Origin of the sequence: Tsukamurella sp. 8F, assembly GCF_029167375.1 — a bacterium.
In the GTDB taxonomy this organism is placed as follows: Bacteria; Actinomycetota; Actinomycetes; order Mycobacteriales; family Mycobacteriaceae; genus Tsukamurella.
In genome coordinates this window covers 64,471-81,814 of sequence record NZ_JARFTP010000010.1, presented here as the reverse complement: position 1 = coordinate 81,814, position 17,344 = coordinate 64,471, and the positions used below count along the sequence as shown (strand labels likewise).

Below are 17,344 nucleotides of genomic sequence, written 5' to 3'. Positions count from 1 at the left end.
CGACTGCGGTTTCTACTTCCGCCGCCGAACGGAGCCTCTGAACTCGCCGGGATAGACCACCCAGCCCGGGCAGTAACTCACATGGTCGAATGATCAAGCAGACTCGCGGCAGATCTGCAGGAGCTCTACGAGGGCGGGGGTCAGTCGTCGTCCGGCATCGGTCACGAGATAGGCGGGCAGTCGCAGCGGTCTGTGTTGCGCGCCGACGTTCGCCGGCAGGAAAGAGATGCCGGGAATGGCGAGGGTCTTCGCGTGCGACGCGAAGAACACTGTCCAGCTCGGCGCCCCGATCGCCAGCCTGGCGAACCCTTCATGCAGTGAACCGCCGAAATCACCGACGATACGCGGAGTGAAACCGGCCGCGTGAGCCGCCTGCTGGACGGCGTCATACAGGTCGGGGTTATCGTCCCGCGGTGATATCCGCAGAGGTAGGTCGGCCAGACCGGCGAGGTCGACGACGTGTTCGCCAGCGAGGGGGTGTACCGACGGCAGGGCCACCAGCAGTTCGTCCTGCCACACTTCGGTGAAGTCGAACCGCCCGGTGGCCCGGCTGTCTCCGCGAACTATGGCGGCGTCCAGTTCTCCGGCGAGGACTGCGGCCAGCCGGTCGGCGGTGCGGAGGTACTCGAGACGGAGTTCGACAGGCGGATCGGCCCGCTGAGCGCGCTCAGCCAGATCGCTGATTCTGGCGCCGAGCCCCGCGCTGGTACCCAGCCGGACGACGCGCTGTTGCTCGTCGGATAGATCCCGCATCTGCTCGACCGCGGTGCGCAGTGCGTCGATCACGTTCTGGGCGAGTGGCACGAACCGTTCGCCGGCTTCGGTGAGCCGCACGGTCCGGCGGGAGCGATCCAGCAACTGCACACCCAGCTCCCGTTCCAGCCGGGCGACCTGCTGGCTCACGGCGGACGGAGCCACGTTCAGCCGCTCCGCGGCCCGCCCGAAGTGCAGTTCCGACGCGACGCGCAGAAAGTACCGCAATTGCCGCAGTTCCAACGTACTTCACCTCCCGCCGCGACTCGGTTGTCGATGTCCAGCATGGCTTGCCCCACCGAGACCGTTCAGTCTCAGTGAATCCAGCATGCACGAATCGCCTGTTGTCGGTGCGGTGCGGCGCGAGCACCGTGGACCGGACGACGAAATCCGGACTGGAGGACGACCCGATGAGTGCGACAGAAACAGGAACCGCGACCGCCGCGGCTGATCGAGCGACGCTGCGCGCGGGTACCGGTCCCGGTCTGGTGCTGTTGCACGGCACCGGAGCGGACGCCGGGATGTGGGCGCCGATGGTGCCGGCTTGGTCGGCGACGCACACCGTGGTGACGCCGCAGCTCGCAAGCGCTCTCGACACCGGGCCGCTGACCGTCGCTGGACTCGCCCAGCGCGCGCTGGACGCGGCCGACGACGCCGGTCTCGAACAGTTCGATCTGGTGGGGCACTCACTCGGCGCGGTCGTCGCGGCCGAACTCGCCGCCACGACGCCGGAACGGGTCAGCCGCCTCGTGCTGCACGCCGGATGGGTCCGCACCGATCAGCGGATGCACAGTGAGTTCGCGCTGTGGATCCGTCTGCTGCGAACCGACCTCGATCTGTTTCTGCGATATCTGCCGATCATGGCTTTCGGTCCCAAGTTCTGGTCCACTGCAGCGGATTCCAGCATCGACGAGCTGGTGGCCACGCTGGCTCCCCGGTTCGACGTCTCCGAGACGATCCGTCAGACGGAGCTCGACATGCGCGTCGACATCACCGACCGGCTGGCCGGCATCGTCGCACCGACCCTGGTGCTCAGCTCGCGGCATGACAGGCTTATCGACTGCGCCGCCCAACGAGCCCTGGTCAGCGGCATCGCGCACAGCACCCAGGCCGGCCTGGACGTCGGGCACGGTGCTCCGGCGGAGGACCCCGCGGAATTCGCGGCCGCCGTCGACCACTTTCTCGGCGGTCGCCGGTGACCGAGGGAGCGACCATTGCGCGGAGGACCTCTTGGGGCCCAGCGATTCTGCTGTGCACGACGATCCTGCTGATTCCTGTCGGCGCACCCGGCGCGAGCATCTCCATTCCAGGTATCTCGAACGACTTGGGCGCCTCGGCGACAACGGCGAACTGGGTGATGAACGCCTTCATGCTGTCGTTCGCGGCAGTGATGGCGGTCGCCGGGAGCCTGGCGGACCGGATCGGCCGTCGTCGCGTGCTGGTCATCGGTCTCGCAGTGTTCGTCGTCGGCAATCTGTTGATCGTCACCGCTCCCGCGATCGCGCTCGTGATCGCCGGGCGGGCGATCGCGGGCGTCGGTGCCGCCGCCATCACGACCGGGGGCTCCGCCCTGCTGTCGGCCACCTACAGCGGCCCGCAGCGCAGTGCGGTGTTCGCCGTCTTCGGCACCACATTGGGGCTTGGCCTCGCATTCGGACCGACCCTTTCCGGTCTCGCAATCACCGCTCTATCGAGTTGGCGCGCACTGTATCTGGCCTATGCGGTGGTGGCTATACCGTCGTTGCTGCTGTCGCCACGCCTACCGGATACGCCACCACAGCGGTCGGCGGCGAAGTTCGACCTCCGCGGCGGGGCGTTGCTGACCGGTGCACTCGCGGCATTCATGGTCGGGGTCTCACTCGGCCCGGATGCCGGCTGGAACAGCCCGGGCGTGTGGGTGTTGCTGGCCCTCGCCGTGGCCGCCGGAGTTGCATTCGCTCGCGCCGAGCGCCGCACGATGAATCCTCTCGTCGACCTGCACCTGTTACGGGTCAAGCAGTTTCGCGCAGTATGTCTCACGGTGACGCTCGGTGCGTTCGGGTTCGTTTCGCTGATCTTCACCCTGGGGCTGTTCTTCGCCGCTACCGCTTCGGTGTCTGCACTCGTAGCCGGGGCGATGCTGTTGCCACTGACTGCGCCGACGTTATTGGTGCCGCTCGCGATGTCCAAGATCGCACACAGGCTGCCGCTCGGAGTTCTCTTGCCCTCTTCCCTCGCGATCATCGCGATCGGGGGCGGGTGGTTCGCCGCAATAGGGCCGGCTCACGGTCTGTCCACTATCAGCTGGCCGATGCTCCTGATAGGTACGGGCCAGGGACTCGCGCTGATGGTCCTTGACGGCGCGGCCCTCGCGGTCGCCCCGGCAGGTCGCGAGGGGATGGCGGCAGGTGTCTTCAACACCGTGCGGCTGGGTACAGAGTCCATCGCCGTCGTCGTCATTACCGCGATCATCGGCACCGTGACGAACGCACGGGTGGGCTCCGGGACCGCCGCAACGTTGCTCGCCGGTCACGCGGCCGGAGGAGCACGGGGCGCCGCCGCTTACGCCGCGGGGTGGCAAGCGGGGCTCGCCACCGTCGCACTGCTGTGCGCGCTGGGCGCCGTAGTCGTGTGGCGTGAGCTGAGGGTCGGACCCGATGTGCCGACCGAGAAGACGTCCGTGCCAGCGGTCTAGACGGTATGTAGCGACCCGGTCGCTGTGACGGGGTCATGACGTTGCTGACGAAGCCTTGTCAGGTATGGCCTGGCGCCATAGTGGATGTCAGGTTGTTCCTGACGAACGGTGTGACACGCACACAGGCTCCGAATCGTCTATCTGCCACGATAATTCGAACGCGGCGGCCACCGTACCGTGGCCCAGCTCACGCTCGGCGGGCATGATCTGAACCCCATCGATGCAGCGTGGCGACCACGTCGTCGAGGCTGCGGCCCTTCTCCGTGATGCGGTACGTCACCTGAGGCGGCGTGGTGGCGACGACTTCGCGTTCCACCAGGCCCGCCCGCACAAGGGACTTCAATTCGCTCGACAGAACCTTCTGCGAGATGCCGGGGACGCGACGTTGCAGTTCGGCGTAGCGGCAGTCGGCACCTCGGAGTTCCCAGAGGATCTGCATCGTCCACTTCCCGCCGATGAGGCCGGCGATGTCCTGCACCGTGTGCCCGCAGTAGTCGCTGGTCATTCCATTTCCTACCTCGACGTTCGTTCCTGACATGAAAGTGCCGTCTTCCCACTACATCCTGCTAGGAGCAACATCGAACCCGCAACCGACAAAGGAGAGATCATGCCGATCGTCAATGTGGATATCGTCCCCGAGCTCATGGAGGGGGACCGGGAGGAGCAGTACAGCGGGATCGTCGCTGGGATCACCGACGCCATCGTCTCGAGCACGGGCGCCCCCACCGAATCGGTGCACGTCCTCATCAACGAGGTCTCGTTCGCCAAGTACGCGGTCGGCGGTGTCATGCTGCAAAGGAGTATGGGCAGTCGCTGAAGCAGTCGCACGTTCCGCAGCACGTGGGCAGCAGCCCTAGGCCTCGCGGCGCTCAGGCCAACGCGCGATGCCACGCAAAACCGGTCACAAATCTTGCATCGGTCGAGCCTTCCGGGTCGTCCACCACCCCAGCAGCTCGACGACTGCGGGTGCGGACTCCTCACGTCGAGACGCAAGACCGATTGCGACCGATGGTGGACTGGTGAGTGGCACGACAACAACGCCTGCCGGGGCGATACGGGTCGAGCGCGTGCGGTCCAGCGCGCTGATCCCCACTCCTCTAGCGACCTGCTCGAGCACTTGCTCGGCATCTGCTTCCTCCGCAACGATGTTCGGCGGCGCGTCCGGCCATATCGCTCCGATGACCTCGTCGTAGTAGTCGGGTCCGGTGGTGCGGGGCCAGAAGACCACCGGCTCGTGCTGGAGATCGGCCGCGGCTACGGTCGCACGCGCGGCTAGGCGGTGCCCGAGCGGCAGGATGGCCGCGACCTCCTCTGTGCCGCATGGGATCACGTCGATGTCGGATGCACTGATGGTGCCGCGGACGAAGGCCACGTCTACTTCTCCTGCGCGTAACATTTCGAGGTTCCATGCAGTCCAGCCCGTGATGGATGTGATTCGGACGCGTGGATGCTCCTCCCGGAAACGTCGAATACGTGGCGCGATGCCGGCATCCGCTCCCGATCGTGTCAGTGCGATGCGTATCTCTCCGCGTGTACCTGTGGCGTGGTCCCGCACTGCTTCCGCGAGTTGGTCCGCCACGCGCAGTAGGTCAGGAGCGTGGTTGGCTAGATGTTCACCCGCCATCGTCAGTGCGAACCCCGGCCGATCGCGGTCGATGAGTGGGGCCCCGAGTTCCCGCTCGAGCTTCTTGATCTGTTGGGACAGCGCCGGCTGAGTGATGTGCAGCGCCGCGGCGGCAGCACCGAAGTGGCGATGCTGCACGAGGGTCTCGAAATACCGGACTCTGCGGAGGTCGTCCACGAAGCCAGGCTAGCCCTACCCCGGAGCTATCGCCTGTGTTGCTGATCACACTTCCGGGAGCTTCCACCCCGATCGAGCTGCGCTGATAAGCGGACCAAAGACGTCGTCTGGACCACATCTTATTGGACTGCACCACATTCCGCGTCCGACCATCGAGCCCGTGCAGACCGAACGTGGGAACGGGGAGTGATGAGCGGACCAAACACCGTCGCCGAGGTCCTTGCGGGTCGTCTCCAGGAGCATGGGGTCGATGTCGTCTTCGGCCAGAGCCTGCCATCCCAGCTCGTTCTAGCGGCGGAGGACGCTGGCATCCGACAGATCGTGTACCGGACCGAGAACGCCGGTGGGGCGATGGCCGACGGCTACGCTCGGACGCGGCGCACGTGTGGCTTCATCATGGCCCAGAACGGACCTGCGGCAACCCTCCTTGTGCCTCCGCTGACCGAGGCGAGGCACGCTTCGATCGCGGTCGTCGCGCTCGTACAGGGGGTCCCGCGGGATCATGTCGGCCGCAACGCCTTCCAGGAGATCGATCATCGCGCACTGTTCTCCGGATGCGCTAAGTGGTTCGACACACTTGAGGACGGTTCGCGCGCAGTCGAGATGCTGGACGCGGCGATTCGCGCGGCGACGAGCGGCCGCCCGGGGCCGGCTGTACTGATGGTGCCCAAGGACGTTCTCGGCGAGCCGGCGGTGCGGACACGTCTGTTGCCCCATTCGCCAGCCGGTCCGATCGCGGTTCCGCTCGACCGCCCACGTCCCGCCCCGTCCGAGACCGCCAGCGCCTGGGAGGCTTTACTCATCGCGCACCGGCCGCTGATCGTCGCAGGCGGTGGTGCCGTCGCCTCCGACGCCGGGGGGCATCTGACCGCTTTGGCCGACCAGACCGGCATCCCGGTCGCCACAACTCCGATGGGCAAGGGCGTCATACCCGACGATCATCCACTCGCGGTCGGGGTTGTCGGCAACTACATGGGCCCACGTGCCATGACCCACCGAATCCGCACCTGGCTCGCCGACGTCGACGTGGTCCTTTTTGCGGGAACTCGAACCAACGAGAACGGTACGGACGGCTGGACCCTGTTCCCGGATGACGCCACCTATCTGCATCTGGACATCGACCCAGGTGAGATCGGCCGCAATTACCCCGTGGCCACTCGTCTAGTCGGCGACGTACGGGCAGGCGTGGAGGACCTCCTCGACCGTGCTCGTCAGGACAGCCGGTCACCTGACCCGGCGGCCCGTACCGAAGCGATCCGGGCAGTGGCCGCGAGCCGACGCGCATTCGACTCGTCTCGCTCGCACCTTAGACGCTTGGAACACACGCCGCTGCGGCCGGAGACAGTCATCACCACCCTCGACGAACTCGCCCCCGACGACGCGGTCTTCGTCGCCGACGCGAGTTACTCCTCCATCTGGGTGGGTTCGTTCCTGACCATGCCCGGCACCGGCCGCCGGACTCTGCTGCCCCGCGGTATGGCCGGCCTCGGATGGGGTCTACCCCTAGCGCTCGGGGCGAAAGCCGCGGAGCCGGACCGGACCGTCGTCTGCCTCACCGGCGACGGAGGGTTCGCGCACTGCTGGGCCGAAGTCGAGACAGCGGTCCGCGAGCATCTACCCGTCGTGATCGTGGTGCTGAACAACTCCGAACTCGGCTACCAGAAGCACGCCGAACTCGTCCAGTTCGGGAGGGCGACCAGCGCGGTCACTCTAGGCGCTGTCGATCACGCCGCACTCGCACGAGCCTGCGGCGCGCGCGGGCTCACCGTCACGACCCCCACCCACCTTGCAGCGGCGCTCGCCGATTCCCTGACGTCCACCACCACAACCGTGATCGACGTCATCACCGACCCCGACGCCTATCCACCGATCACCGGGTGGGACACCTCACCCGAACTACGCACCGCCCCACCGGCCTGCACAGCGGCCTCGTCCAGCCCCAGCCACCCGGAGTAGAGATCATGCCCTTCGACTTCAGCGCCTATTTCCGCACGCACATCGACGACATCCGATCCGACGGCCGGTACCGCACCTTCGTCGAGATCGAACGCCTCGCCGGAAGGTTTCCGCAGGCACTGCACCACACGTCCGAGGGCACCCGCGAGATCACCGTGTGGTGCAGCAACGACCACCTGGGCATGGGGCAGTACCCGACGGTCACCGAGGCGATGCACAAGTCCATCGCACGCTCCGGAGTCGCCGCAGGAGGCTCGCGCAACATCTCCGGCACCAACCACACACACGTGCAACTCGAACGCGAGGTCGCCGACCTTCACCACAAGAAGTCGGGACTGACGTTCATCACCGGATACGCTGCGAACGATGCCGTCCTCGGAGTCCTAGGGCGATACCTGCCCGACCCGGTGTTCTTCTCCGACGAACAGAACCACGCCTCGATGATCCTCGGGATGCGTGCGTCCGGTGCCGAACGGAAGATATTCCGGCACAACGACCCTGAACACCTCGAACAGTTGCTCGCAGAGTCCGATCCGCACCGCCCGCGGATCGTCGTGTTCGAATCGGTGTACTCGATGGACGGCGATATCGCACCCATGCCGGAGATCTGCGCGGTCGCCAGGCGGCACGGTGCCCTCACGTACGCGGACGAAGCGCACTCCGTGGGCATGTACGGTCCTGAGGGCGCCGGGATGGCCGCCGCCCTCGGCTGCGCCGAGGAGATCGACCTGATGATGGGTACCTTCGCGAAAGGCTACGGCACCGCGGGCGGCTACGTCACCGGACCCGCACCGATCCTTGACGCCGTACGCAGCTTCGCGCCGCCGTTCATCTTCACGCTGGCCATGCCCCCAGCGCTAGCCGCCGCGGCACTCGCGAGCGTCCGGCACCTCCGCGAGTCCGAGAACGAGCGGATCCTGCTGCACCATCGCGCCGGTCTCATGCAGGATCTGTTCCGGCAACGCCGCATACCTATGGTCTCGACCGAGAGCCACATCGTCCCCGTCCTGGTCGGAGACCCGCACAAATGCAAGCGACTCGCCGACATCCTGCTGCACGAGCACGGCGAATACGCCCAGCCGATCAACGCACCCTCGGTCCCGCGCGGCACCGAGCGACTGCGTATCAACCCATCACCCGTACACAGTCCTTCCACCGTGCACCGGTTCGTCGACAACGTCGACCGCGTATGGTCACAGCTCGGCCTCGCCCGTACTCGTGGTCACGACCAGGATGCGCCTACAGCAGTGTCCCCCATCCGCACGGGCATCCCGCAGGCGGTATCGGTATGACCAAGGTGACCACACGCCACAACTGCTCGGCCCAGCAGATCGGTGAACGCACGCCGTGGGGCCAGCATGCGCTGTTGTACGTCGTGTTCTTCCTCATGGGCGCGGAGATGTATCTCGTCTCTCCACTCCTACCCGAGATCTCACACGCTTTCGGAGCTTCCACAGCCCAAGCTGCGACGGTCGTCACCGCTTATGTCGTGGTGTACGCGGTGGCCGGTCCGCCGCTCGGGCTGCTCGCCGACCGCTACCCACGCAAGCGATCGGCTATCGCCGGCGCAGTCGTCTTCCTCATCGGTAACGCCGGCTGCGCCGCAGCCCCATCGCTCGGCGCACTCGTCGCCGCGCGCGGTGTGACCGGTCTCGGCGCGGCGCTCGCCGCGCCCGCCATCTGGGCCTACCTGGCCGAGCGCACAGCCACCCACCAACGTGGTCGCGCGATCTCGCTAGGCGCGAGCGTGTATTCACTCGGTCAGGTTCTCGGTGTCCCGCTCGGCGCGCTGCTCGCCGACGCGGGCGGCTGGCAAGCACCGTTCCTCGGAGTGAGTATCCTCATGGCCCTCGCCACAGTCACCCTCGCGGGCAGACTCGAGTCGACACCGGTCGCCGCCACACCGCGCGGCGCGGGCGCTCTTGTCCGTCCGTGGCGCTCCCCTCACATCCGGCTCGGTCTCGTCTCAACGTTCCTGCTGCAGGCCGGCCGTCTGGGTGCGTACACCTACATCGGCGCGCTGTTCGCGGAGAGGTTCGGCTTGCCGCTGTCAGCGCTCGGGCTTGTCGGTCTGCTGGTCGGTGCCGGCTCGATGGCCGGTTCCCTGGTTGCCGGGACGACACTCGACCGGCTCACGCGTATCGGCGTCCGCGGCACCTGGGTCTCAGTAGCGTCCGCGCTGCTGTTCATTCCATGCGCGGCCGTCGCGTCCATGAGCCACCATCTCCCGATCGCCCTGGTCGCCCTCGCCCTGTGGTGTGTCTTCGGCGGCGGCTTCTACTCCAGCCAACAGACCCACCTCGCTTCCGCTGACCCGACCCAGCGCGCCAGCGTCGTGGCCTGGAACAACTCCATGATGAACGCCGGGATCGCGGTCGGCACAACCGTGCTCGGCGCAACCGCAGCAGGCGGACCGACGTTTGCAGCGATCACCTGTCTATTCGGACTCGGCGCCGCCGTCGCCGCCGCCATTCCCCTGATCGGCAGGGCAGTCACCCTCCCAGGAAGGTAAGGACCGATGACGACCAGCACACGCTCCCCAATCGGCGCCCTGCCGCTGATCGATCGAGCACACGGTTGCTACCTCTACGACACCCACGGTCGCGACTACCTCGACGGCTCCTCCGGAGTGCTCAACGTCAACATCGGTCACGCCCACCCGGCCGTGATCGCCGCGATGCGCGCGCAGCTCGACCGCGTCGCGTTCGTCCACCGCACACAGTTCGACAACCGCCCCGCACAGGACCTGACGACGCGACTACTCCAGGTCGCACCCACAAACACGACAGCCGTGGAGTTCTCGAACTCCGGTTCAGAAGCGAACGAAACCGCCCTGCGACTGGTCTACGCGTACCACCACCGCCGAAATGCACCCGAACGCACCGTGATCCTCTCCGAGGAACCCAGCTACCACGGAATGACCGCTGGAGCGCTAGCTATCACCGGCATGCCCGGCAAGAGGGACCCGTCTACCGGCCCGCTCCTCTCACATCCCGACCGGATTCTTGTACAGCCTCGCAACGGAACACTGCGCGCGCAGCGCAGCGACTGGGCGGAAGCGATCGAGTCCGTCGGTGCTTCCAGAATCGCGGCAATCTTCGTCGAGCCCTTGGGCGGCGCCTCGTCCGGCGCTGCACCGATCGGAGCGGACACTCTCCAGTGGCTACGACGCGAAACCGAGGACGAGGGCATCCTGCTCGTCGCCGATGAGGTCATGTCCGGGTTCGGCCGCACCGGCCACTGGTGGGCAACCGAACACTCCGCAATAGCACCCGACATCACCACATCCGGCAAAGGCATCACCGGCGGCTACACCAGCCTTGCGGTGACATTCGTGAACGACCGCGTACAGGACGGCATCGGCGAACCGGTCGGCCCCGTAGTCCTCGGCCACACCATGTCGGCGAACCCGCTCGCCTGCGCCGCCGCAGGAGCAGTTCTCGACGTCCTCACCGACGAGAACCTCCCCGCCGCCGCCCGCGCTCGAGGCGACGACCTCGCCGCTGCACTCACCCGCATCACCCACCGCCACGACGACCTCGTATCCGGGCACACCGGAAGGGGTCTCATGCGCGGACTGCACCTACTCCACGATGCCCCTGCAGGCACCAACCGCCAGATCGTCAGCGCCGCACGAGCCCACGGACTGATCCTGTGCGCCGCCGGAATCTCCCCGCACACGCAAGCGATTCTCATCGCGCCGCCGCTCACCGTCGACCGCGCCGACATCGACATGCTCGAGACCCGCCTAGAGGCCACCCTGCAGGCTGTGCCGCGCCACGCCTCGCTGGCCAATCGACCGAGCCGCTCCGGTGACCGACGCCGACGCGATCTAACAACCACCCCATGACCCTAGAAAAAGTCCGACCGCACCCGACCGACGACATCATCCGAGGCCTCTGTCCCGTCGCGGGGAAGCCAGAGATGACCCGCTTCGACGGTCGCCGAGCAGACAACGGCGACCTTCCCCCTATAACGCCCGTTGAACCAGACGCCGCAACGAATCTCGCCGTAGCGCAACGTTCCTGGTGAGCTGTCTGGTTTCGTTGTCTGGAAACTAGATCCCGGCAAAGGTGCCTTTGCCGGGATACCGGATCGGCGGCGTCATGGACGGCACGTTGATCGGCTACGCGCGGTGCTCGACCTGCGGCCAGGACCTCCGCGCGCACGAACACGAGCTGCGCAAGGCCGAGGCCGCACCGGAACGGATCTACACCGACACCGACTCCGGGTTCACCGGCCGCAACACGAACCGACTCGGCTTGAAGACGGCCCTGGAGGTCGTGCGCGGGGGCGACACTCTGGTCGTGACGAAGCTCGATCGTCTGGATCGCTCGATCCGCAGCCGCCGGTCCAGCCGCCGCGACCGGTACTCATTGCAGAACGGGGCGTGTAACACCAGCGATCCCGGGCGCGACAGGGGAGACAGCGGTCGAGACCACGTGCCCGGTACCTGACATCACGCCGATCCCATGACGAAGAGGTCGACATGAAACGCACCATCCTCAGCATCATCGCAGTCGCCGGAGCGGTCGCCGCTCCGCTGGTCGCGCCGGCTGCCGCCGATGCCGCGCCGGCGGGGACAGTTCATTTCTCGGTGGGCGACTCGTTCAACTGCGCCATCACCGCAGACGGCAAGGTGGGCTGCGACCTGCCCACACCGCGGCAGATGACGATCACCATGAACGGTACCGATCGACCGGTGCCGTTCAAGGTGCGCGAAGTGCTGATCGACAGCGCGTCGCTGCCGGCGCACCCGGGGCCCGGCGTGGGTACTCCGCACACCCTGCCGGGTGGCAATCCGCCGATCGAGCAGGTCGGCCACCCCAGCGGCACCGGCGCGGACTCCGGTCCCGAGGTCGACCACGGCGGTGCCAGCTGCCGCCTCGGCTTCCATGGCAGCTTCAGCTGCAAATCGAAGGGCCACGGCTTCGGCTACTACGAGACGATCACCGCGAATTGACCTGTGCCGGAACGACCGGACCGTCCGCAGCCCGGAGCATCACGCCGAGACTGCTCGCGCCGCCGCAGCGATTCGCGGACGGCTTCGATCGAATTCGTCGACCTGGCCGGAGGCACCTAGTCCGCTCCGATCCGTCCCGGAACCGACTAGTTACGGGAACGCGGGCTCGGGGGTAATACGAGGTTGCGGGACGAGTCAAGCTGACGGTGCTTTAGAAGCGCGCCGAGAATCCGCCATCGGTGTTGATGAGCTGCCCAGAGACCCAGCGACCCTCGTCCGAGATGAGGAACGCAACGATTGCAGCGATATCGGCAGCAGTTCCCAGTCGCCCGAGGGGATGCGCGGGAGTCAGGGCGGTTCGGAGCCCGTCATCCATCCATCCGGTGTCGATAGGACCGGGGTTGATGACGTTTGCCGAGACTCGCCTCGGACCGAGTTCGCGGGCGGCGGAGATGACAATTCGGTCCAGCGCGCCCTTGGATGCCCCGTATGGCAGGTTTCCCGTCGTGTGGTCGCTGGTGAGGGCGACGATAGCGCCTCCATCCGCTGGAATCTGTCGTGCGAACGCCGCGATGAGCAATAAGCTGGCGCGTGCGTTGACCGCGATGTGGGTATCGAAGCTCGCGGCCGTGGTGTCGAGGATGCCGGATTCAACGTCGTGAGCGTGACTGAGAACGAGCGCGCCGATGGGTCCCCGGTCCTTGGTCACGGTAGAGATCAGTTCGTCGGGTGCGGTGGGCGATGAGAGATCGCAGACGTAATCGACATCGTCAAGATCGCTGGTAACGACCTCCCAACCCGCGCTTTTCAGGCGGGGAACAATGCCTGCGGCGATGCTGTCAGCCCGCGCAGCGCCAGTGATGAGTGCAAGTGGCATGCCCTCAACGGTATCCAGGGTCTTGCAACGACCTGTCCGCCACCACGCCGGGGCGAACGACGACACTGCCGCCCACCCGGGGTCATGGGGCGGCGGTGCTGGAAGCGCTATGCGCGATCACGGGATTTGACGGTAGCCGCCCGAACTTGCTATCCGACACTCCAGCGGCGGCCATCGCAGCTTCCACATCTACCTGACCAATGTGTCGGGCATGCCGTGCGTTATCGGCGGCTACCCGATGATCCAGCCCGTGCTGGCGGGACGCCCCGTGACTACCCGACACGAAACGTCACCACCAACTGGGATGCGACCGGGGTCCCACTGATCCCGATCACGCTCCAGCCGCGTGAGTCCGCGTTCTCAGACTTAGCGTTCATCGCTGCACCGGTCGCCAGCACGGACAGATGCTTCAGCTGGGACGCACTGACCGTCACCCCACCCGGCGACAGCCGCGCAATCACAATCCCGAACCACAATATGGTGTGCGGAAGCCCGTTCGAAGTGACACCGCTGCAGCGCTGAAACGCCTGTGTTCGCTGCCCAAGGCCTGTACTGCAAACTCACTCGCCGCCCTGTTCGAGCTCAGGTGAGCGAGGGACGCGCGGTATCGCGGCATCGCACTGCACACAGCGAATCCGTCACCGGGACGTCATCGGTGATCTGGCGCTACTACGGACCCGACACCGGCTAGACAATGCTGAACCGAAGCGGGCCCCAGAAAATGAAAACCCCAGCTCAAGAACACTTTCGAGTTCGTGATCTGGGGCGCTGCAGTTCGTAGAACTGCTCGTGGTGGTGGGCGAAGGGGGACTTGAACCCCCACGTCCCGAAGGACACTGGCACCTGAAGCCAGCGCGTCTGCCATTCCGCCACTCGCCCGAGCGACCCGAGAACACTAACACGAAGAATCCCGGCGCGTGAAATCGCAATGCTACCTGCGCAGATGCCTCGTTCGGCCCGCCGCACACCATGTCGATCCAGCATCCCCGCTGGACACATCGCTGGTGCACAAGAGAAAATTGTCCACCAGTGGGACCACAACCCATGTGTGGTGCCGATCCGCCGCTATCATCGATGCACGGATCGCGCACTGCGACACGCTGATGGAAGGAGCAGTTCGTCTTGGGAATCCTGCAGCGCTTCGAGCGCCGACTCGAGGGTGCCGTCGGCGACGGCTTCGCCTTCGTCTTCGGCGGCAAGGTGGTTCCGCAGGAGGTCGAGGCCGCTCTCCAGCGAGAGGCCGAGGACCAGCTTCAGGAGCTGGGCGATGGTGCCTACCTGGTTCCCAACAAGTACGTCATCGCTGTGTCCGATACGGACCAGCAGACCTTCGATGCAGACCGCGACTTCGCCATACGCTCGTTCTCCAAGCACTTGGAGGAATACATTCGAGACAACGGCTGGCAGACTTATGGTGACGTGGTTGTACATTTCGAGCAGTCACCGCACCTGCACACCGGGCAGTTCCGTGCAAGCGGCACCGTCGACCCCGATGCGGTACCGCTCGCGGGGTCCGCACCCGACCAGCAGCAGAGACCACCGCAGATGGCAGAACCAGGAGCCGATTCGATGACTCAGACCCCCGGACACGACCAGCCGCAGAATGCGGCGGGCGGTCAGGAATACCAGCAGGGCGGCTATGACCAGGCGCAGCACGGGTACGACCCGGCCCAGCAGGGTTACGACCAAGCGCAGCAGGGGTACGACCAGGACTACCAACAGGGCTACGGCCAGCAGGGTTACGACCAGGGCTACGGCCAGCAGTACGACCAGGGCTACCAACAGGGCTACGGCCAGCAGGGTTACGACCAGGGCTACCAACAGGGCTATGCCCAGCCCGGATACGACCAGGGCTACCCGCAGCAGGGCTACGGCCAGCAGGGCTACCAACAGGGCGGATACGACCAGGGTTACCCGCAGGGCTACGGCCAGCAGCAGTACCAGCAGGGTTATGACCAGGGCTACGGCCAGGGCGGCTATCAGCAGCAGTACGCACCGCAGTCGGTCACTCTGTACCTGGAGGACGGCTCCAACCGCACCTTCCAACTGCGTGAGGGGGCCAACGTGATCGGGCGCGGCCAGGACGCGCAGTTCCGCCTACCCGACACCGGGGTGTCCCGTCGGCACGTCGAGATCCGTTGGGACGGCTACGCCGCCGTGCTCAACGACCTCGGTTCCACCAACGGCACCTCGGTAAACGACGTCCCCGTCACCAACTGGGAGCTTGCCGACGGCGACCGCATCCGCGTCGGGCACTCCGACATCGTGGTGCGCTTCCAGTAGATTCTCCGACATGCACGCCGCGCCCCGGAGCCGAGGACCGGGCGCGGCTGCCGGTTGCCCACGGCACGACAGGAGGGAGGAACCGTGCAGGGACTAGTTCTGCAGCTGACCCGAGCAGGGTTCCTATTGCTGCTGTGGCTCGCCGTCTGGCTGGTCGTGGGCGCGCTGCGCTCCGACGCGCGCGTCGCGAGCGGCATGCGCCCGCGCCGCACAGCCCGCACCGAGCGACGCGGCGTGTTCTCGCGGCGCGGCAACCGCGTGGCGAAATACCTCGTGGTGACGCACGGCCCGCTGGCCAACACCCGCATCACGCTGAGCAACCAGCCCGTCCTCATCGGTCGCGCCGACGATTCCACGCTGGTCCTCACGGACGACTACGCGTCCACGCGCCACGCCCGGCTGTCCCGCGACGGTGACGACTGGTTCGTCGAGGACCTCGGCTCCACCAATGGCACCTATCTCGACCGCAACAAGGTGACCACCCCGACCCGCGTCCCGCTGGGCACCCCGGTGCGCGTGGGCAAGACCGTGATCGAGTTGCGCCCGTGAGCCTGATCCTCCGATACGCCGCCCGCAGCGATAGGGGCCTCGTCCGCAGCAACAACGAGGACTCGGTGTATGCGGGGCCGCGTCTGCTCGCCCTCGCCGACGGTATGGGTGGCCACGCGGCCGGCGAGGTCGCCTCGCAACTGATGATCACGGCCCTCGCACCGCTCGATGACGACGAGCCCGGCGGCGACCTGTTGGCCAAGCTCGACGACGCGATGCGCTCCGGCAACGAGTCCATCGCGGACCAGGTCGACGAGGACCCCGACCTCGACGGCATGGGCACCACCCTGACCGCGATCCTGTTCGCGGGCTCCAAGCTGGGTCTGATCCACGTCGGGGACTCGCGCGGATACCTGCGCCGAGACAGCGTCATCACGCAGATCACCAAGGACGACACATTCGTCCAGACCCTCGTCGACGAGGGCCGGATCACCGCCGAGCAGGCGCACGTGCATCCGCAGCGATCCCTGATCATGAAAGCCCTCACGGGTCACGAGGTCGAGCCGACCCTCACGCTGCGCGAGGCGAAGGCGGGCGACGTCTACCTGCTCTGCTCCGATGGGCTTTCCGACGTCGTCAGCGACGAGACCATCGGCGAGGCCCTGGACAACGAGGACGTCGCGGCCGCCGCGGACCGGCTGATCGAGCTCGCGCTGAAGGCGGGCGGCCCGGACAACGTCACCGTCGTCGTCGCCCGCGTGGAGGACACCAGCTTCGGGCAGAGCAAGCCCATCGTCGGCGGCGCCGTCGACGATGACGACACCGACTACGTGCCGCCCGCCAACACAGCTGCCGGGCGCGCCGCGGCGCTGCGGCCGCCCCGTCAGGCGCCCCGCCGCGTCATCGCCCAGTCGTCCGACGACGAGCCCGACCGCCGCCGTCCGCGGGGCCGCTGGATCGCGCTCGCGGTGCTGCTCGCCCTGATCATCGCTGCCGCGGTGGCCGCGATCGTCACCCGGTCGATCGTGCGCTCGAACTACTTCGTCGCCGAGACGTCGGACGGCACCGTCGCGATCTCGCGCGGCGTACGCGGCAGCTTCTTCGGAACCTCGCTCAACGATGTGCAGGAGGTGGTCTGCGTCGCGGGCGGCAGCGCATCCTCGGCGACTCCCGGCAACAGTGGCTGCTCCCCCATGCGGGTAGCCGACCTCACGCCGAGCGGACGCTCGAACCTGCGCAGTCTGCCCGATGCCGCGTCGCTCGACGACGCGCGCGAACAGGCCCGCGCCCTCGCACGCAACCTGATGCCCGTCTGCGCCGTGTCGACGCTGGTCCTGCCTCCACGCTCGGGGGCCCAGCCCGGGGCAGAGCCGTCGGGTGCCGCACCGACGCCCGCCGCACCGTCGGGCGCCCAGCCCTCGCCCCAGGCGCCCAGCGAGTCCCTCACGCCGGGCCCGAATCCGTCCGGCGCACCCGTGACCACCGTGACCACGCAGACGTCGACCCCGGAGCGGCCCTGCAGAGGCGGTTCGTCGTGAACGCGCAGGC

Annotated in this window: 16 protein-coding genes and 1 tRNA gene; 12 read left to right on the top strand and 5 right to left on the bottom strand. The window is 66.8% G+C overall.

The annotated features are described in order from the left end of the window. Positions 1-93: 93 nt before the first annotated feature. Positions 94-996 (bottom strand): LysR family transcriptional regulator, encoded by a 903-nt coding sequence (locus P0W64_RS10155; protein WP_275479974.1) that lies wholly within the window; start codon positions 994-996, stop codon positions 94-96. A gap of 167 nt (positions 997-1,163) precedes the next feature. Between P0W64_RS10155 and P0W64_RS10150 the strand changes: the two genes are divergently transcribed. Together P0W64_RS10150 and P0W64_RS10145 are read left to right on the top strand one after the other, a co-directional pair. Beyond that, positions 1,164-1,952 carry an alpha/beta fold hydrolase gene (locus P0W64_RS10150; protein ID WP_275479973.1) on the top strand — a complete coding sequence of 263 codons (789 nt, stop codon included), beginning with the start codon at positions 1,164-1,166 and terminating at the stop codon, positions 1,950-1,952. Beyond that, complete coding sequence (locus P0W64_RS10145; protein WP_275479972.1) at positions 1,949-3,427, top strand: MFS transporter; 1,479 nt, start codon at positions 1,949-1,951, stop codon at positions 3,425-3,427. Before P0W64_RS10150 ends, P0W64_RS10145 begins: the two co-directional genes overlap by 4 nt. A 187-nt stretch (positions 3,428-3,614) precedes the next feature. On the opposite strand, the gene P0W64_RS10140 is transcribed toward P0W64_RS10145, so the two are convergent. Next, a complete protein-coding gene (locus P0W64_RS10140; RefSeq protein WP_275479971.1) occupies positions 3,615-3,932 on the bottom strand; it encodes a helix-turn-helix domain-containing protein in 318 nt (105 codons plus the stop codon). Between the two features lie 102 nt (positions 3,933-4,034). On the opposite strand from P0W64_RS10140, the gene P0W64_RS10135 reads away from it, so the two are divergent. Continuing rightward, complete coding sequence (locus P0W64_RS10135) at positions 4,035-4,244, top strand: 2-hydroxymuconate tautomerase (RefSeq protein WP_275479970.1); 210 nt, start codon at positions 4,035-4,037, stop codon at positions 4,242-4,244. A gap of 84 nt (positions 4,245-4,328) precedes the next feature. Here P0W64_RS10135 and P0W64_RS10130 read toward each other — a convergent pair whose 3' ends face one another. Further along, positions 4,329-5,228 carry a LysR family transcriptional regulator gene (locus P0W64_RS10130; RefSeq protein WP_275479969.1) on the bottom strand — a complete coding sequence of 300 codons (900 nt, stop codon included), beginning with the start codon at positions 5,226-5,228 and terminating at the stop codon, positions 4,329-4,331. Between the two features lie 189 nt (positions 5,229-5,417). Between P0W64_RS10130 and P0W64_RS10125 the strand changes: the two genes are divergently transcribed. From P0W64_RS10125 to P0W64_RS10100, 6 genes are all read left to right on the top strand, one after another. Continuing rightward, positions 5,418-7,184 carry an acetolactate synthase catalytic subunit gene (locus P0W64_RS10125; RefSeq protein WP_275479968.1) on the top strand — a complete coding sequence of 589 codons (1,767 nt, stop codon included), beginning with the start codon at positions 5,418-5,420 and terminating at the stop codon, positions 7,182-7,184. Between the two features lie 5 nt (positions 7,185-7,189). Next, a complete protein-coding gene (gene hemA / locus P0W64_RS10120) occupies positions 7,190-8,476 on the top strand; it encodes a 5-aminolevulinate synthase (protein ID WP_275479967.1) in 1,287 nt (428 codons plus the stop codon). Next, positions 8,473-9,696, top strand: coding sequence for an MFS transporter (locus tag P0W64_RS10115; RefSeq protein ID WP_275479966.1), 1,224 nt, complete (start codon positions 8,473-8,475; stop codon positions 9,694-9,696). Before hemA ends, P0W64_RS10115 begins: the two co-directional genes overlap by 4 nt. Positions 9,697-9,702: 6 nt before the next feature. Next, complete coding sequence (locus P0W64_RS10110; protein ID WP_275479965.1) at positions 9,703-11,034, top strand: aminotransferase class III-fold pyridoxal phosphate-dependent enzyme; 1,332 nt, start codon at positions 9,703-9,705, stop codon at positions 11,032-11,034. A 223-nt stretch (positions 11,035-11,257) separates the two neighbouring features. Continuing rightward, on the top strand, positions 11,258-11,641 hold the full coding sequence (locus P0W64_RS10105) for a recombinase family protein (protein ID WP_275479964.1): 384 nt from the start codon (positions 11,258-11,260) through the stop codon (positions 11,639-11,641). A 32-nt stretch (positions 11,642-11,673) separates the two neighbouring features. Continuing rightward, positions 11,674-12,147 (top strand): hypothetical protein, encoded by a 474-nt coding sequence (locus tag P0W64_RS10100; RefSeq protein WP_275479963.1) that lies wholly within the window; start codon positions 11,674-11,676, stop codon positions 12,145-12,147. Between the two features lie 211 nt (positions 12,148-12,358). Here the strand turns inward: P0W64_RS10100 and P0W64_RS10095 are convergent, their stop codons facing one another. Together P0W64_RS10095 and P0W64_RS10090 are read right to left on the bottom strand one after the other, a co-directional pair. Then, positions 12,359-13,024, bottom strand: a complete 666-nt coding sequence (locus tag P0W64_RS10095; protein ID WP_275479962.1) for an SDR family oxidoreductase — start codon at positions 13,022-13,024, stop codon at positions 12,359-12,361. Positions 13,025-13,817: 793 nt separating this feature from the next. Continuing rightward, positions 13,818-13,903 (bottom strand) — tRNA-Leu (locus tag P0W64_RS10090). Positions 13,904-14,146: 243 nt separating this feature from the next. Here P0W64_RS10090 and P0W64_RS10085 point away from each other — a divergent pair. The 3 genes from P0W64_RS10085 to P0W64_RS10075 all read left to right on the top strand — a co-directional run bounded on the left by P0W64_RS10085 (position 14,147) and on the right by P0W64_RS10075 (position 17,334). After that, the gene (locus P0W64_RS10085; protein ID WP_275479961.1) at positions 14,147-15,307 is read left to right on the top strand and encodes a DUF3662 and FHA domain-containing protein; all 1,161 of its coding nucleotides are present in this window, start codon (positions 14,147-14,149) and stop codon (positions 15,305-15,307) included. 84 nt (positions 15,308-15,391) lie between these two features. Beyond that, complete coding sequence (locus tag P0W64_RS10080) at positions 15,392-15,856, top strand: FHA domain-containing protein (protein ID WP_275479960.1); 465 nt, start codon at positions 15,392-15,394, stop codon at positions 15,854-15,856. Then, a complete protein-coding gene (locus tag P0W64_RS10075; protein WP_275479959.1) occupies positions 15,853-17,334 on the top strand; it encodes a protein phosphatase 2C domain-containing protein in 1,482 nt (493 codons plus the stop codon). The genes P0W64_RS10080 and P0W64_RS10075 overlap by 4 nt, the downstream gene beginning before the upstream one ends. Positions 17,335-17,344: the final 10 nt, after the last annotated feature.

Excerpts from the sequence above, each read along its gene's own strand:
- P0W64_RS10100 (WP_275479963.1), top strand. The coding sequence starts at position 11,674 with ATGAAACGCACCATCCTCAGCATCATCGCAGTCGCCGGAGCGGTCGCC.
- hemA (WP_275479967.1), top strand. The coding sequence starts at position 7,190 with ATGCCCTTCGACTTCAGCGCCTATTTCCGCACGCACATCGACGACATC.
- P0W64_RS10095 (WP_275479962.1), bottom strand. The coding sequence starts at position 13,024 with ATGCCACTTGCACTCATCACTGGCGCTGCGCGGGCTGACAGCATCGCC.
- P0W64_RS10125 (WP_275479968.1), top strand. The coding sequence starts at position 5,418 with ATGAGCGGACCAAACACCGTCGCCGAGGTCCTTGCGGGTCGTCTCCAG.
- P0W64_RS10140 (WP_275479971.1), bottom strand. The coding sequence starts at position 3,932 with ATGACCAGCGACTACTGCGGGCACACGGTGCAGGACATCGCCGGCCTC.
- P0W64_RS10135 (WP_275479970.1), top strand. The coding sequence starts at position 4,035 with ATGCCGATCGTCAATGTGGATATCGTCCCCGAGCTCATGGAGGGGGAC.
- P0W64_RS10150 (WP_275479973.1), top strand. The coding sequence starts at position 1,164 with ATGAGTGCGACAGAAACAGGAACCGCGACCGCCGCGGCTGATCGAGCG.
- P0W64_RS10110 (WP_275479965.1), top strand. The coding sequence starts at position 9,703 with ATGACGACCAGCACACGCTCCCCAATCGGCGCCCTGCCGCTGATCGAT.
- P0W64_RS10115 (WP_275479966.1), top strand. The coding sequence starts at position 8,473 with ATGACCAAGGTGACCACACGCCACAACTGCTCGGCCCAGCAGATCGGT.